This is a genomic window from Paenibacillus eucommiae (genome assembly GCF_017874215.1).
GTDB lineage: Bacteria > Bacillota > Bacilli > Paenibacillales > NBRC-103111 > Paenibacillus_AI > Paenibacillus_AI eucommiae.
In genome coordinates this window covers 275,414-291,804 of record NZ_JAGGLB010000006.1, presented here as the reverse complement: position 1 = coordinate 291,804, position 16,391 = coordinate 275,414, and the positions used below count along the sequence as shown (strand labels likewise).

Below are 16,391 nucleotides of genomic sequence, written 5' to 3'. Positions count from 1 at the left end.
ATGCCCTCCCGTAGCGCTCCTAAGTTTCGAACACGCACCTAAAGGACGCCCAATGCGTTTTTTCGACACTAATATATGTATAAATTTTACATAATTCCCGTAATTCAAGACAGTAAAAAAGAAGTAGTACATAACGATTAATTCGTTATGCTCTACTTCTTTTTACGTATGATAAGGTCAACTGCGGTCAACGTTAGTCAACGTCAACATTTGGCCAATATTCAACTCCAATATTTAGTCAATATTTAGTCAATATTTAGTCAATATTTAGTCAATATCATGTCAACAACAGTCAATAATTTTCACATGTACACCCTCATTATCTAATCAAAATGCCAATCGACTGATCGCCAATTTCAGCCTGCTCCATATCCGCTGCTTCTTCAAACGACAAGCTATTGAGCAGTACGTTCTCGAATAGTACCTCTTCAAACCGTTCGAGCGCCTCTTTCACTTCTCCGTCTACCTTGAGCACAAGATCGACGCGTTTGTCGATAGGCAGGTCCAGCTTTTTCCGGTAATCCTGTACGACGCGGACGACTTCACGGACAAGACCTTCCTGTTCCAGCTCTTTCGTCAGCTGCGTGTTCAGTGTCACTGTAATTTGATAGCCGGAAGCCGATGCGAACCCTGGCTTAGCTTTGGTTTCAACCAGCAGCTCATCGACAGGAATATCGAGCTGTTCCCCGGAAGCGGCAGTGTGCTGGTATACGCCCTGCTGCACGACGGAACGGGCCTCCTCAGCACTCATTGAGCGTAGAGCATTCTGAATGCTGCCCACGTTTTTACCGTATTTAGGGCCTGCAATCTTCAAATTCAGCTTCAATGAAACATCGACCAGATCGTTTTCTCCGACCTCGATCCGGATCGATTTCACATTCATTTCATCTTGAATGATGTCTGTATACGCAGCGATCTCGAAGGAACGATCGAGCGAGACAATCAATTCTGACAGCGGCTGCCTTGTTTTGAGACCTGTTTCATTGCGGATATTGCGTGCCAGCTCAACGATATTTCGGACATTTTCCATTTCCTCTTCAAGCTGTACATCCACGAGCTGCTCATCTGCTTGCGGATAAAGCGCCAAATGTACGCTTCCTCCATCACCTAGGTTCCTATACAGATCCTCGGCTAAGAAAGGCATGTAAGGGGCAATCATCCTGGACAAACTGAGCAGCACGGTTTGCAAGGTGCCATACGCCGCTAGCTTGTCTTCCGTTAATCCGCTGCCCCAGAAGCGGTCACGCGACCGACGAATGTACCAATTGCTGATTTCGTCAACAAAAATCGCAATTTCCTTGGCAGGGTTAAGGAAATCATTTACCTTCAAAGCTTTATTCACCTTGCCCAGCAGACTGTTCAGGCGTGAAATAATCCAACGGTCCAGCTTGTTGTCCGAAGCCTTCTGATTGGGGTAAGCCTGCGGATCATAACCATCAATTGAAGCATACAGAACAAAGAAAGCGTGAGTGTTCACAATCGTATCGACAATTTTCGATTTGGCTTCAGCCACAATCGATTTGGAAAACCGCTTGCTGTTCCAGGGAGCGCTGTCCGCGAGCAATGCCCAACGGAACGCATCGCTGCCGTACTCTTCGATGATCTCCCACGGATCGATCACATTTCCTTTGCTCTTGGACATTTTTTGACCGTTCTCATCGAGGATATGACCTGTAGAAAGAACTGCCTTATATGGAGCTTTGCCATTGAACAGTGTAGAAACCGCCAGCAGGCTAAAGAACCAGCCGCGCGTCTGATCAATGCCTTCACAAATAATATCTGCCGGATACTGCTGCTCAAACGCCTCTCGATTCTCAAAAGGAGCATGATGTTGGGCAAAAGGCATCGAGCCGCTGTCAAACCAGACGTCGATTACCTCAGAGGTACGGTCCATGGTACCTGTCTTGCAGTGTGGACAGCTCAGCTTTACCTCATCCACATAAGGCTTATGAAGCTCAAGCTCTGGTGATACAGGGCCAATAGCATGATTACGCAAATCCTCATGGCTGCTAGGCGAATATTCTCCGCCACAGTCTTGGCATATCCATACATTAAGAGGAGTTCCCCAATAACGGTTGCGGCTGATATTCCAGTCGACAAGCTCTTCCAGAAACTTTCCAAAGCGGCCTTCACGCAAATGCGATGGATACCATTCAACCTGCGCGTTGTTTGCAATCAATTGATCTTTAACAGCGGTCGTTTTAATGAACCAGCTTTCCATTGCATAATAGATCAGCGGCGATTTGCAGCGCCAGCAGAACGGGTAGCTATGCTCATATTTTTCTTTGGCGAACAAAAGCCCGCGCTCAGAAAGCAGTCTTACAATGTCAACGTCGCAATCCTTAACAAAACGTCCAACGAAATCTGTAACTTCAGAAGTGTAACGTCCTGCCAAATCTACAACATTCAGCATACCAATGCCCTGTTGACGGGCCACTTTATAATCGTCCTCACCATGAGCGGGAGCAATGTGGACAATTCCTGTTCCGCTGGAATCACTGACAAAGTCTCCTTCAATCACGACATGACCGCCCTCAACCTTGGCATATTCCAGAGGTGCTTCATAAGGCAGGCCAACCAGCTCGGAGCCCTTCATTAAGCCGACAATTTCATATTCGTCTTTCATTACCTTTTCAACCAGGTTCTGTGCCACGATATAAACGGAGTCTGCCTGCTTCACTTTAGCGTAATCAATATCTTTATTTACAGCGAGCGCCACATTGGCCGGCAAAGTCCAAGGCGTAGTTGTCCAAGCCAAAATAAATTCACTGCGACCCTTTAATTTAAACTTTACCGTTGCGCTTAAATCCTTAACATCCTCGTAGCCCTGAGCAACCTCATGAGAGCTAAGCGTCGTCTGACAGCAAGGACAGTATGGGCTTACTCTATGTCCCTTGAACAATAAGCCCTTCTTATGAATTTCAGAAAGCAAGTACCATACGCTCTCAATGTAATTATTAGTCAATGTAACATAAGGATGGTCCATATCAGTCCAGTAGCCGATTGCTTCTGTCAGCTCGCGCCACTGCTTTTCGTATACGAACACACTGGCTTTACAACGCTCTACAAATTCCGCAACGCCGTATTTTTCAATCTCTTGTTTTCCTGAGATGCCCAGCTGCTTCTCAACACCAAGCTCAACAGGAAGTCCATGTGTGTCCCAGCCGGCTTTGCGGATTACTTTGTAGCCAGCCATCGTCTGATAGCGGCAAATAAAGTCCTTGATCACACGTCCAAGCACATGCCCGATATGCGGAGATCCATTAGCGGTAGGCGGGCCTTCATAGAATACGAAGTTGCCTTTGTCCCCCCGCTCGTCGATCGATTTACGGAAAGTATCATTCTCCTTCCAATAAGAGAGCACCTGCAGCTCGCGTGTTCTTGCCCGTTCCTTCACATCAACCTTACGCATGTCCATCATTCCTTTTCTGTAAAATAAACAACAAAAAAACCCGCCCGTAAGGGACGAGTTTATACTCGCGTTACCACCCTTGTTCCGCAAATGATCTGAATTCGATCCTCGCAGCACTCCGCTACGTACCAGCATACGTGTTCCTTGTAACGGCGGAATCCCGGCCGCGCTTAGTAGTCCTGCAAACTGGACGTTCGGCTTGGCATCTCCGAGCTGATTTTGGGCTTTGAACTGAACACCGGCTTTCAGCTTGCGTCGGCTCTCTGCAGATCAGTAGATAGCTTACTCTTGCTCGTCATTGATTTTGATTTTTGAATTCGAAAAGTTCCTATGATTATATATATACAGGGTTCCCTGTTTGGTGTCAAGTATGCGAAGCCTACATTCGCCGCAGCTAGCGTATAAAAATACCGCCAAAAGGGATCACTTCCCGCAAAATCCGGCGAATAAAGCTATCATTTTCCATCTGCTCGTCTAGTGCTTTGTTAGGCTTGCAGGGCTGTAGAAGCACAGAACCATGTCCGGTCATCTCCCACTGGTAATTCATATTTTGACTGGCCAGTGTATTTCCATAGACACACAGTCGTATGTCAGCTTTCTGAGGAAAAGCAACCAGACAAGCCATATCAATATAAACGGGCTTCACAGGATGGAGCTCCATAGTATACAGGGGACCGGCTGTCAGCAGGCCCAAAGTACCAGGCCCTTCGAAGCGCATTTTAACCAGATCCCGCGTTATAACCGCATTGCGCACACTTTGCACATGAGCATGATATTTGATGCCTTCCGTATAAAACAACACATTTTTGAATTCAAAAAGAAGATCATCCTCAGCCTCAATCGGCAAGGTTGTAATACAATATTGATCCGGAAGCCCAATCATTAAGCTGGCTGGACCACGAATACGGGAATGCAGAAACTTCTTTTTCCTGTACATATTAGGGATTCTCATAAAGGAGTCTTCCCTCTGGTAGGAGGCTCCCTGAAAAACGACGATCTGACTGGGATGCAGCACATACAAAGACTCGTTCTTCTCGACGGATAAGGTTGCCATGAAGTTCCGCTGCTGCGCCTGTTCAAACGAAATATCTATGCTGCTTCCCTCCCCGGAGTTTTGCTTCAGCAAAACTTAAACTTACTTTATAACTTAACTTCATAACTTACTTCATAAATTACGTCAAAACTAAACTCCTAGTCCACAAAATGTGCTTGTCAATTTAACGGACCCTGCCCTTTTGACGGCGCCAAACGATGACCCGAAACAGCCTTCCGGCGACAAAATAAAACAAAATCAGCGCCACTGCCGTGCCTATCATCACCGCAATTTTGCGATTCCGCGCCGCTTTATCTGCAGCATTCTGCTCCATCAGCTTCAGCCGCTCCTGCAGGCTCTCATTTTGCTCCTGCAGTTGACGGTTTTGCGCATTTAGCCGCTCTTCCGCCTCTTTAGAGCTTTGCAGCACCTGCTCCAAATTCTCCGCCTGCTCCACTAATTTATCTTTCTGATCCTGCAGCTCTTGCTTCGTATCCAAATATTCCTGCTGTAAATCCTGAAAATTATCCGGCAGCTGGTAGATGTCTTTAACCCGGTCAAAGAAACCGGCATTTGCCTCAGGGGCAGTGCTCTGCACCAGGAAAAGCAGCATAGTTAAACAGATTAAGGCACGCCCTGCTCTAAGCTTGCGTTTACGTACCCTTAACTTCTTAGGTGCTAATGATTCCTTGTTTGCCTGCATGCTTCTCCCCCCTTGCCAAATAAATACCCTTTCCACCATTTTACCGCAAATTTCGCTATAAACCAATGAAAGGATTTGCTATCACAACTCTATCCAATCTCTCCGCAATGTGAGCAGATCACGCAAATGATCCGTAGACAGCTCAGTGATCCATTTGTCTCCAGTTCCGACAATGTCCTCGGCAAGCTCCAGCTTTCGTGCAAGCATTTCATCGATCCGCTCCTCCAGTGTGCCCAGTGAGACAAACTTATGAACCTGCACATGCTTATGCTGTCCGATGCGATATACACGATCCGTAGCCTGATTCTCAACGGCAGGATTCCACCAGCGGTCGAAATGGAATACATGATTGGCTGCTGTTAAATTAAGTCCAACCCCGCCTGTCTTCAGCGAAAGGATGAACACTGCACTTTCCTTATGCTGCGGTGAACGAATTGGCTGGGATGACTGAAGAGACTGAGGATGCTGTCCCTGGAAACGCGAAATCATCTCATCCCTTTGCAGCTTGGAGGATCCGCCGTGCATGAACATTACTTTTTCCCCAAGCTCTCGCTCAATAGTGCTCTGCAGCAGCTTGCCCATTTCCACAAACTGGGTAAATATGAGGCAGCGGTCCCCTTCCATGCGCAGTTCGCCGATCATCTCCAGCAGTCTGATCATTTTGGCAGAGCGCTGCGGTGAACCGTGTGAATAAGCATCCTTCAACACAAGAGACGGGTGATTGCATATCTGCTTCAGCCTCGTTAACGAAGAAAGAATCAGTCCCCTGCGCTCCATTGGACTCAGCTTCTCAACCTTGGCAAGCATGTCGTTAACGACACTTTCATACAAAGTCCCCTGCTCCAAGGTTAATGGCACATATACCTTAGACTCTGTTTTCTCAGGAAGATCGAGCTCTATGGATGGATCATTCTTAAGCCTGCGCAGAAGAAAAGGTTGAATATACTGCTGCATGTTCCCGACAAGAACGGGATCCTTGGTTTTCTCAATTCCATGCACAAAGCGCTTGTTGAAGCCATTTCGTTTACCCAAATAACCAGGATTGATAAAATCATAGATCGACCATAATTCTGTCAGCCGATTTTCTATGGGCGTGCCGGTCAATGCAATACGGTGTTGGCCGTTCAAGCGCCGGATCGCTGCAGATTGCTTCGTATAAGCATTCTTGATATTCTGGGCTTCATCCAGGCAAATGCAGTTCCATCGCACGGAAGAAAGCTCATGCTCATCTAAATAAGCCAAATGATAAGATGTCATAACCAGATCGCAGCCTTGTATAGCTGCTGTAAAAGCTTCTCCTTTTTTACGATCCGGACCGTAATGGAGGTAAATGCGCATGCTTGGGGCAAACCGCTCCAGCTCTTTCTGCCAGTTGCCCAGCACGGAGGTAGGACAAATCAGCAGTGAGGCTGTCTGCAAAGGTTCGGATTCCTTGATATGGAGCAAATAAGCGATCCACTGAATCGTCTTCCCCAGTCCCATATCGTCGGCCAGACAACCGCCAAGCCCGAAGCTCCGCAGAAAAAGCAGCCACGATGTCCCCTCCTGCTGATACTTTCGCATTTTACCTTGAAAGGAAGCCGGAGCCTGAATTTGAGGAAGAAAAGCCGAGTGCTGCAGCTGCTCAATCAACCCTGTCAGGTGTCTGTTCAGCTCCACCTCTATGTGCAGACGGTCTGAAGCTCCTTCTGCCAGATCCCCAAGCTCCTGTTCATGATCCATATCCTGCAATAAATGAAGCTCAAGCACATCCTTAAAAGATAACCCCTGCTTCTTCGCTACCTCTTTCATTACCTGCTGAACCCGATCGATAAATGCAGGATCCAATTGAATCCAGTTCCCCCGGATTTGGATAAGATGCTGGTTCTTCCTGGCTATATGCCGAAATTCCTCCTCAGACAGCTCCAGATCACCAACAGCTACCTTCCAATCAAACTTAATCATCTGATTCAAACCAAACATGGACTGTTGGGAAGAACCTACAGAAGATTTGACCGCTGCTTTGAGCTTGGGCTTGGCACGTACGAGCTGCTCCCACCATGCAGGCAGAAATACGGGATAACCCGCTTCTACCAAACGGATGCTGCCGCTGCTCATAAATTCCCAGGCCTGCTCACTACTTATTTCTTGCATCAGTTGTTCCTGGCTTTCCGCTTGAAGCCCAGGATGCAGCAGCAGCCATCTTTTTATAGCCCTGAATACCTGCTCTTCATGCCCTCTCCAATGATCAGGGTAAGCTGCCTCAGCATCATCATCTTCATGCGTCTCCAACTGAGCTAATCCAAAGCCTGCGCCGCCAGATGACCACGGGTCATAGTAACGCAAAAGATCAGGATGATTCCGATCCTCAAGAAGAACCCGGAAATGCCATTCTTCCTCGCCAGTTTCAGGATCTACCAGCTGAAGGCAGACGCGAAAGGGCGTACCATCGTCCTTCCAGCCGATTTCTGTAAGCCAATCTTCCTCATCCATCCAAATGTTCAGATCGCTGCCGCCCTGCACACGTTTCTTTTCCAGCCATCCCTGCACATCAGATATTCGTTTCAAGCCGCTGTAAGTCTCCAGCAGTTCTTCTATGCTAGTGCTGAGAATTACATTCAACAGCTTTTCCAAAAAATCACGGTGCTCTTCTATAGATAAACACACAGCCTCTACTGATTCCTGCTGATCTTCGGGAAGCTGCAGCCTCCAGCTATTCGCATTCATCTTCCATCCCTCGAAGTCCGGCGAAAGCCAGCCGTTGTCCAACACTTGCTTGAATAAAGGAGCAACTTGCTGAAGCTTTACCATTTCTTCGTCCCACTGAAAAAAAACATGCTTCACAGGGAGTGGATTCGAGAAGTAGTCCAGCGCCTGCAGAGGGGTTAACAAAAGCGCAGACTTCCCGGCATTTTTATGCAGTTCAATAAATGCGCCGTAATAGGATTTTTTGTGCCATGCAAACAAGTATCGCTTTAGCTTGGCCGCATCCATCGTTCCTCTATCTGCAACTTCTGCAACTTCTGCAACTTCAGCACCTTCAGCACCAGCAGTCTCAGCAGTTTCATCTGGATTTTCATCTCCCCATATGGATAGCCCGGCAGGAAGGCTCCATTCCCCATAAACCTGAACCTTTGCCGCGGTAATCATTCAATCAGCCCCCTCTCTCTCAATCCTTCGCGAAATGTCCGGAATCTACTGTATTGCTGTACAAGACGATAGATATAGTCGGTAAAACGGGGCATTTGCTTCATTCGACCGTAGAGCTTTTTCAGATCAACCAGCAGCTCGGCTGCAGTCTCATAGGAGGAGCGGCCCCTCGATAAGATATTCCGCTCTATTTCTTGATGGTACACGGGAAGCAGCAGCTCTGCGTCCTTCTTTTCTATTTCTTCTAATAAAGTTGAATTTATGTAGACGAGAGAAAAACCGTTGTCTAAGAAAAGCATAAAATCTGCCCATTCCTCATATCTCTTAACCTTCAATAAGTATTCCATATAATAATACTTTGTCCCTGGCATCATGGAAGCAAGCAGCCCTAACCATTCTTCATCAGAAGCTGCATAATCGACTACTTCCAGCCACTGCTCGTATAAAGTATCGAACGCTTGTTCATCGTTCATACCTTGGACCTGCTGGAAGCATCTGAAAACCCATTTCAACTGCCGAGGCCGATCCTGAAGCCGTGAGCAATATTGGGGGAATTCGAGAAGCTCGGCAAGCCCGATATGTTCCATACAGTCAAGCCCTTGCTCAGCTTCCTGGTCATTCCCCAGCAGCAAATACAAATGAGCAAGGGAAAAAAGCAAGGAATCCCCTGCCAGAGACGATGCCCCCTTTTTCTGCAATTCACTTTGCAGTCGGAGCATCTCCTTTTCTATTCCTGGCTGGTGCAGCGGAGCACTCGACCAAAATAAGCGGTAAGCCTTTTGCATGGACGCAGAAGGCTTACCACTTTCAAAAGCTGCGCTCCAAAGAAAAGCCGTCGTTTCCTCCAGTTGCGCTGCGTACTGCTCTGCTTCAGTAGTCCAATCTACCATGCCTGCGTGTATGGCCAATTTGTTCAAGCAGAGGTCAAGAACATCTGAATTGGGAGACAGATTGTGATTGTGATTGTGATTGTGATTGTGATTGTGATTATGATCCAAATCACCTCTCACCCTCATCCTGCTCTCCGAAGAAAAATCGAGCTTTTCAAACATAAAAAAAATAACATGAAGCTCATATAATGCTTTGACCTGCGGGGACCATCCATTGGCAAGGCGATTAAGCACACTATGGGTTGTATGATAAAATACTTCCTTATTGAAATGATGACCCAGCTGATTACGATCATACATCCATTGAAAATATTGCCGCCATTCCGACACCAGATCACCCTCGCCGGGCTCCTCTTGCATTTGCTGTCTTGTTTGTTCGGCATGTGCTGAAACAGCCATCGATGCTCTTCTGAACTGATCATCCGCCCTCTGAATCCTGGAACGCTTGGCCTCAACAGCTTGCTTCTGCCGCGTTTCCTTGTTCCTGGACGCTTCGGACAATGCCTTCATATCCCCAATTTCCCTAAGCAGCAGCTCTGGGCGATAATACACTGCATACAAATGAAAGCACACAGCCGCTAAATGCATACAGGGTCCTACCGCTACGCAGCTGCACTCGCTGACACCAAAAAAATCAAGATCAAGCCTGACGCTAAAAATCCCATCAGCCTGCACCTTGGCTTGTACAACATTGTTCGCTACAACCTCTATATTGTACACATTTCCCTTATGATTACAGTTGAATCCCTTTTCCAGCACCAGTATTCCAAAGTGGACGAACATCTCTTCACGTAAATAGTTGATCTGATCCTTGTGAATTTGTTTATTTAACATCGCAGCTCGAAATATTCCACCTTCCTGAATGATTTCTCAATCTGCATTATATCATTTGTTTGACGGCTCCAAAAGCTCAAAAGCCTCTCCCGTCCACGAAAAAGACTGCTCCACATCCTGCCCTTTGGAATTGTCATAGAAGCTTGTCTTTATTGTCGTGTCATTGACCTTTGTAAATAAAGGGGAATAGGTCCGCTGCGAACTGAATAGATCAGGCACTCCCTTAATAGGAAGCTGCGAAATACCATCCTTAGTCACTGTAAACAACAGGTATGTATAAAGATTACTGGAAGCATATTGACCGATAGAGAAATCGGGATTTCCGTCCCCATTATAATCTGCAAAAGTAATATCGAATTTATCATGAAACGATAAGAGCTCTTCCTGAAAGCCCTTATTCAAATCAAGTCCAGCCACCAGCTTCGTCTGCTCATCCAGCACATCCAATTGAAACTTGCCTTCCCATCTTCCTCCCTCATAAGGACCGGGCTCCTGCTCCTCTCTATACACCCCATCTGTCATTCGAAGCAGCAGCTTTCGGCCCTTGGAAGTGCCTTCCCCTATCGTTGCTTCAGCTAAAACAACATCCTCCAGCTGTTCAGGCTTCACTTGAATTTTAATCGCATAGACCGCATTCCCTTTTTCCCATTTCGCATGGATCGCATACATATAAATCCCTTCCACCTTGGGAAGGCTGAGCGTATGATCTTGAACCTCGAGCGTCTTCCCCTCTGCATCGCCTTCCCACAAGCTTGCCCAAATGACTTCCGGACTGTCCTCGAAATCAATATTCAGCTTGGATGAAGGCTTCACAGTAAAGGGCACATCGTCCTTGACCAGCTGATAGGGTGATGGAGCATCCGCTATCACACTTTTATTTTTGCCTTTCCATTCGTATCCGCCACGCTTATACAACAAGCTTGCTCCGTCTACACTGAGCTTTATTGCAGGTGGTTCTAATTCCGCCGCGCTGCTTCTGGGCGTGCAGCCTGTAAGCAGCGCCATCAGCAATAAATCTGCAATAACGAATAAGCCTGCCCATTTTTTTATCCCTCGCATCGCCAGCACCCCTTAATCAGCTATCCGTGGGTATCCATAGCTATCCGTACCCATCCATAGCTACTCACATTCATGCACGATTTCGCATTTTTTCTCACTATGTCTATAGACGAGAATAATTGGAAAAAAGTTCTCGGGGGCAGCTCTTTATTTTTGGGGTGAAATACGGTCATACGTTGCTTAGCTAAGCTCTATATAATCCTCACGTCGCGGACCATTGGAGATCATTCGGATTGGAACACCAATCTGTTTTTCAATAAACTGCACATATTGTTTAGCTTCTTCAGGCAGCTTGGAGAATTCCCGAATTCCGGAAATGTCACACTGCCAGCCCGGAAGCAATTCATACACGGGATAGGCCCGTTCCAGCAGCGGGGTAGGAGGAAAATGGCTCAATCGCTTGCCATCGATTTCATATGCCGTGCATACAGGGATTCGCTCCAGATAGCTCAGCACATCCAGCAGTGATAAAGCTACCTCGGTTGCTCCTTGCAGCATACAACCATATCGTGTTGCGACGGCATCGAACCAGCCCATGCGCCGCGGCCTTCCCGTCTTGGAGCCGTATTCACCAGCATCCCCGCCCCGTTTGCGCAGCTCGTCGCCTTCAGGCCCATGAAGTTCAGTAACGAACGGGCCTGCGCCTACACAGCTGGAATAGGCTTTGGCCACAGCTACAATTCGCCTAATGGCATGGGGTGGAACACCGGCGCCAACGGCTGCGAAGCCAGCTAATGTAGATGACGAGGTGGAAAAGGGATAGATCCCATGATCCGGATCGCGCAGTGCTCCAAGCTGTCCCTCGACAACAATCGATTTACCATCCTGCAGCGCTTGATGCAGGAGTAATGTCGTATCGCTGACAAAAGGCAGAATAGCCTGCCCGCTAAGCCATAACTGCTCAAGAATCTCATCGAGGACTAGCTTTTCCTTCTTATATAAGTGCTCAAGCAGCGTATTTTTGAAAACAAGTGCCTTCTCCAGCTTCATTCTCAGTCTTTCCTTATCATACAAATCAGCGACCTGAATGCCTATCTTGCTATATTTGTCTGCATAGAAAGGAGCAATTCCGGATTTAGTAGAACCGAACTGGCCGCTTCCCAGCCGCTCTTCTTCCAGCATGTCAAATAAGGGATGATAAGCTACAATGACCTGACTGCGGTCTGAGATAGCCAGCTTCGGCTTCGGCACACCGCGGGCTGCCAGCTGATCCAGCTCTTTCATTAAACCTTCTATATTCAGCGCGGTCCCCGGTCCAATTACATTAAGAACCGTTTCGTGAAATACTCCCGATGGCAGCATTTGCAGCACGAACTTTCCGTACGCATTGATTATCGTGTGTCCAGCATTATTCCCACCCTGAAAACGGATTACGATATCCGCTTTATCTCCCAGCAAATCTGTGATTTTCCCTTTACCCTCATCGCCCCAATTAGCTCCTACAATAGCCGTAACACCTTGATTCATTATTAATCACTCCTTGGCGGTTTATTACTAACCACTTCATTATATTTCATGTTATGATATAAAAAAAATGAATATAATGAATATCTAGTATAAATAAAATTGATATATAATGAGGTTAAGGAATGGACATTCATTTGGATGGATACCGTGTATTTGTCGTAACAGCCAGAGAGCGGAGCTTCTCGAAAGCCGCTGAGGCTTTGTTTATTACCCAGCCCGCAGTAAGCCATGCGATCAAGCAGTTGGAGGAGCGTTTGGGCGGAGCGTTATTTTTTCGGACCTCACGGGGAGTCAAGCTGACTGTGGAAGGCGAGATGTTGTACCGCTACTTGGAGCAAGCCTTTCAACTGGTAAGTGAAGCTGAGCAGAAGCTCACAGAAATGCACAGCCTGCAGAGCGGCGTCGTGCGTGTTGGAGCAAGCGATACACTCTGCAGGTATTACCTGCTGCCTTATCTGGAGTCCTTTCACCTGCACTACCCGGAGGTTAAGCTGCATGTTACGAACCGCACCTCACAAGAAACCGTGAAGCTGCTGAAAGATGGAAAAATCGATTTCGGCATCATCAATTTGCCTTATGAGGATTCACAGCTTACGGTTTGGCAGGGCAGCAAGCTGCAGGAAGTTTTTATAGCGGGAAGCAAATATGCGGCTTTAAAGGATCAGCAAGTAACCCCCAAGCAGCTTGCTGCTTATCCCCTTATTTTGCTGGAGAAAGGAAGCAATATGCGGAGGTTGATTGATGCCTACTTTCAAAGCCATAAAATAAGGCTCGAGCCTGAATTTGAACTTGGGAGCATGGATCTGCTCATCCAATTTGCCAAAGCCGGGCTCGGGATTGCCTGTGTGACAGCAGAATTTGCCACGGAGGAGCTCGCTTCCGGCGGACTGTTTGCTCTACAGCTGGCACCCAAGCCCCCTCACAGGCATATTGGGATTGTCACATTAAAGGATGTACCGCTGTCTCATGCCGCCCAAACGATGCTGAACACTTTGCTGCAGCCTATATCCGAAGCACCTAAACTACCATAGCCAGGTGTCTTTATATGTTACTGGCTATTCATTTCGGCTTGCAGCAGCGCCTGCCCCTTTTGCTGGATATTCGCCAGCGCTGTCTCAAGTGACTGCTCTCCCTTGTAAGCTAACTTCGTCTCCTGTTCAGCCATGGCACCAAAAGCTAAAAAGAACGACTGTGGCACCTCACCACTCCCTTTTTGAATGTTCGGATTAGGCTTCAAAGCTGTGAAAGCTTCCAGATTGTGGCCTTCATCATCTTTCAGAAAAGCTGCTCTTGCCGGCATGGTCCCGTTGATCTGTGCTTTCGCTGTCACCCGGGCAAAGGTGTCGCTGTTTATGTAAGAAACGAAAGCCCAAGCAGCCTCTACATTCGCGGACTGTGCATGAATAGTGAATATATCTCTGATCCACAGCACGTTGCCAACGTCCGGATTTTGTTGATCAACGGGAACACTCACGATATCCCATTCCGGCATCCGGTCCTTCAGATAGCTTTTCGCTCTTTTCAGCTGGGCCATAAAATCATTGGCGCTAATCATCATCGCCGTTTTACCTCCAAAAAACGGGTCCTGCTCCATCTCTTCCTTTTGTCCCATGCCAGGGATAAATCCATTTTGCTCCGGAGGTTCATATACAGCTCCAGATTGAATAACATCGAAGGCGAGCTGAAATACTTTTTTCCATTCTTCTGTATCGATTGTCATCTGCATTGTGTCCAGATCAAAATAAGAAAGCCCTTTGCCGAAGCCGATGGTTAATGCCGAGTTGTAGGGGTTGGCATCATATCTATTAAACATAAATCCGTACGTACGCTCACCGGCATCGTCCTCTCTGGGAAAACGCTGTGCAAGCTCAAGCACCTCTTCCCAGCTCATCTTATCTTTTGGGTAAGGGACGCTGTACCTGTCAAATGAATCCTTGTTATAATATAACGCCTGACTGGAAAAGCGCGGAGCAAGTCCGTACAATTTCCCACCACTCATATCTTTAATGGAATCCGTCACTGCGGGTAAAATCCCAGCCAGATCAAATTGCCCCTGTCTGATTGCAGCATCCAGATCGTACAGATAACCACCATTTGCATATTTCTCGTATTGCGAAGTGTCGAGGATCAGTACATCCGGTTTCTCTGCTTCAATTATTGCGTCAATATCCTGCGAGGGATTTCCTGCTGTTGAAATGACCTGAACCTCAATATTCGGATATTCCGCCAAAAACAAGGAGCCATATTGCGAATAAAATTCACTCTCATCCTGGCAAAGAACTTTGATCATTGCCTTTTCATTTTCCCCAACGGCCTTGAACACTTTCCCTTCTTCTTCTCTGCATCCGGCAGCTGTTACAACAATCAACATTACTAATACCAGCCCTATCGTGGACCTCAACCACTTGTTCATTTATGGTGCTCCTTTACCGTTTACTTCTCTTTGCCAATGTAAGCTTCTGCTAATTGAATCAATTCATTTTTTGAGACGTTTCCGCTTAATTCGAGTGAAAGAACTAGATCAGCATCCGTTTTCACTTTCAGTCTCAATGATTTCGATTGCCCGTTTGCATCATACACAGCTAAGATGTGGTCGCTAACCTGCACAATCTCCCAGTCCGCCGGATAATATTGCTTCATCGTAGTCTTTCCCTGCAGAACGTCAGTTGACATTGGATCCAAATTTTGCCTGACGACGATCCACTTTTTCCCTTCCTCATAGAAATCGTAGAAGCCACCTATCCATAGCGGCAGGTCGTCTATCGACTTAGATTTGAGAAATTTAATGCCCACTTCCGTCACCACTACTCCAAAGGCTCTTGAAGGAGTTCTGCCTACATTGTCTGGGCGCAGAATCGGGAACTGAAGTTCTTTCTCCGCCTCCGCGAACGTTAGCGTTCTCCAAACCGTCTCATTCTTAAGCTCTTCTTCCAATCTTTCGATAAAGGGTAACCCTGCCCTGCTACTGACATTGTCAGCCCCCTTCTCCTCGATCCGGTAAGTGGACAGCTGGATTCCATTCCACACAGAAGGTAAAGCCATCATCGCGGCACTAACAGAAACTGCCACGGCAAAAAAGCATAGGATCGCCACAGCCCAAACCGGGCGCACCATCCATGACCTTCGCCACGTCCTTCGCCATGTACTCCGCTTAGGCTTTTCGGAATTTTCGCCATTAAGCTTGTAGTTGTGAATCTTCTCCATGACGATCCGGGAAACATCAATTTCTGGCAGATCCGTTTGCTTCAGTCGCTTGACTGCCTTGTCGTAATTCGTATCGCTGCTCATGATGGATATCGTCCCTCCTCTTAGTTTGCTGAAGCTTCTTCTTAATCCGTTCAAACCGCTTGCGGACAGCAGCAGGCTTAGCCTCCAAGGCTTGGGCAATCTCATCGAAGGATAGATCCTCAAGCACCCGCAAAAGCAGAATCTGCTTTTCAACCGCCGACAAATCCTTGAGCCAATCCACAATTTCAGTACTCATCTGTTCGGAAAATATTTGCTCAGCACTTTTTTCTTGAATGACAGGCCGGAACATCGGCAGCAACAGCCGCCACTTCCTCTTTCGTTTTAATAAATTATTACAATGATTGTGCGCAATCCTGTGCAGCCACGCATAGAACGAATGCTCATGCCGATAAGAGGATAAATGCTTGTAAGCTTTTAGAAAAATATCCTGCACAGCATCTTCCGCCTCCTGTTGGTTTCCCAGCATATAGTAACAGAAGGTAAATATTCGCTGCTGGTACATGCGTATAACCATTTCATAGGCGTTGGAGTCGCCTTGGCGGACTTTCTCCATGATCTCTTGTATATCCAAAGCAAGCCTCCTCTCCAAACCATTCTTCACGTATATAAACAATC

11 protein-coding genes and 1 other annotated feature are annotated in these 16,391 nt (G+C 47.1%); of the genes, 1 reads left to right on the top strand and 10 read right to left on the bottom strand.

All coding sequences use genetic code 11. The features are described from left to right. Positions 1 to 319: 319 nt before the first annotated feature. The 7 genes from ileS to J2Z66_RS11915 all read right to left on the bottom strand — a co-directional run bounded on the left by ileS (position 320) and on the right by J2Z66_RS11915 (position 12,527). On the bottom strand, positions 320 to 3,412 hold the full coding sequence (gene ileS, locus J2Z66_RS11945) for an isoleucine--tRNA ligase (protein WP_209971621.1): 3,093 nt from the start codon (positions 3,410 to 3,412) through the stop codon (positions 320 to 322). 46 nt (positions 3,413 to 3,458) lie between these two features. Continuing rightward, positions 3,459 to 3,720, bottom strand: a binding site (T-box leader). Positions 3,721 to 3,806: 86 nt separating this feature from the next. Beyond that, a complete protein-coding gene (locus J2Z66_RS11940; protein ID WP_245375473.1) occupies positions 3,807 to 4,538 on the bottom strand; it encodes an AIM24 family protein in 732 nt (243 codons plus the stop codon). Between the two features lie 91 nt (positions 4,539 to 4,629). Further along, positions 4,630 to 5,148 (bottom strand): DUF3450 family protein, encoded by a 519-nt coding sequence (locus tag J2Z66_RS11935; RefSeq protein WP_209971620.1) that lies wholly within the window; start codon positions 5,146 to 5,148, stop codon positions 4,630 to 4,632. 81 nt (positions 5,149 to 5,229) lie between these two features. Continuing rightward, entirely contained in the window at positions 5,230 to 8,277 is a 3,048-nt protein-coding gene (locus tag J2Z66_RS11930; RefSeq protein ID WP_209971619.1) for a DEAD/DEAH box helicase, read from the bottom strand. Beyond that, a complete protein-coding gene (locus tag J2Z66_RS11925) occupies positions 8,274 to 10,001 on the bottom strand; it encodes a hypothetical protein (protein ID WP_209971618.1) in 1,728 nt (575 codons plus the stop codon). Before J2Z66_RS11925 ends, J2Z66_RS11930 begins: the two co-directional genes overlap by 4 nt. Before the next feature lie 51 nt (positions 10,002 to 10,052). Continuing rightward, the gene (locus tag J2Z66_RS11920; protein ID WP_209971617.1) at positions 10,053 to 11,060 is read right to left on the bottom strand and encodes a hypothetical protein; all 1,008 of its coding nucleotides are present in this window, start codon (positions 11,058 to 11,060) and stop codon (positions 10,053 to 10,055) included. A gap of 180 nt (positions 11,061 to 11,240) precedes the next feature. Continuing rightward, positions 11,241 to 12,527 carry an adenylosuccinate synthase gene (locus J2Z66_RS11915; RefSeq protein ID WP_209971616.1) on the bottom strand — a complete coding sequence of 429 codons (1,287 nt, stop codon included), beginning with the start codon at positions 12,525 to 12,527 and terminating at the stop codon, positions 11,241 to 11,243. 122 nt (positions 12,528 to 12,649) lie between these two features. Between J2Z66_RS11915 and J2Z66_RS11910 the strand changes: the two genes are divergently transcribed. Continuing rightward, a complete protein-coding gene (locus J2Z66_RS11910; RefSeq protein WP_209971615.1) occupies positions 12,650 to 13,558 on the top strand; it encodes a LysR family transcriptional regulator in 909 nt (302 codons plus the stop codon). Positions 13,559 to 13,575: 17 nt separating this feature from the next. On the opposite strand, the gene J2Z66_RS11905 is transcribed toward J2Z66_RS11910, so the two are convergent. The 3 genes from J2Z66_RS11905 to J2Z66_RS11895 are packed head-to-tail and all read right to left on the bottom strand — an operon-like array spanning position 13,576 to position 16,347. Then, complete coding sequence (locus J2Z66_RS11905) at positions 13,576 to 14,940, bottom strand: ABC transporter substrate-binding protein (RefSeq protein WP_209971614.1); 1,365 nt, start codon at positions 14,938 to 14,940, stop codon at positions 13,576 to 13,578. Positions 14,941 to 14,960: 20 nt separating this feature from the next. After that, positions 14,961 to 15,815, bottom strand: coding sequence for a hypothetical protein (locus J2Z66_RS11900; protein WP_209971613.1), 855 nt, complete (start codon positions 15,813 to 15,815; stop codon positions 14,961 to 14,963). Next, positions 15,748 to 16,347: an RNA polymerase sigma factor gene (locus J2Z66_RS11895; RefSeq protein ID WP_209971612.1), complete on the bottom strand. Its 600-nt coding sequence runs from the start codon at positions 16,345 to 16,347 to the stop codon at positions 15,748 to 15,750. Before J2Z66_RS11895 ends, J2Z66_RS11900 begins: the two co-directional genes overlap by 68 nt. Positions 16,348 to 16,391 lie beyond the last annotated feature (44 nt).

What these genes read in the sequence shown, in the direction of transcription:
- J2Z66_RS11905 (WP_209971614.1), bottom strand. Translation starts at nt 14,940, where the DNA reads ATGAACAAGTGGTTGAGGTCCACGATAGGGCTGGTATTAGTAATGTTG.
- ileS (WP_209971621.1), bottom strand. Translation starts at nt 3,412, where the DNA reads ATGCGTAAGGTTGATGTGAAGGAACGGGCAAGAACACGCGAGCTGCAG.
- J2Z66_RS11920 (WP_209971617.1), bottom strand. Translation starts at nt 11,060, where the DNA reads ATGCGAGGGATAAAAAAATGGGCAGGCTTATTCGTTATTGCAGATTTA.
- J2Z66_RS11915 (WP_209971616.1), bottom strand. Translation starts at nt 12,527, where the DNA reads ATGAATCAAGGTGTTACGGCTATTGTAGGAGCTAATTGGGGCGATGAG.
- J2Z66_RS11900 (WP_209971613.1), bottom strand. Translation starts at nt 15,815, where the DNA reads ATGAGCAGCGATACGAATTACGACAAGGCAGTCAAGCGACTGAAGCAA.
- J2Z66_RS11930 (WP_209971619.1), bottom strand. Translation starts at nt 8,277, where the DNA reads ATGATTACCGCGGCAAAGGTTCAGGTTTATGGGGAATGGAGCCTTCCT.
- J2Z66_RS11935 (WP_209971620.1), bottom strand. Translation starts at nt 5,148, where the DNA reads ATGCAGGCAAACAAGGAATCATTAGCACCTAAGAAGTTAAGGGTACGT.
- J2Z66_RS11910 (WP_209971615.1), top strand. Translation starts at nt 12,650, where the DNA reads ATGGACATTCATTTGGATGGATACCGTGTATTTGTCGTAACAGCCAGA.
- J2Z66_RS11925 (WP_209971618.1), bottom strand. Translation starts at nt 10,001, where the DNA reads ATGTTAAATAAACAAATTCACAAGGATCAGATCAACTATTTACGTGAA.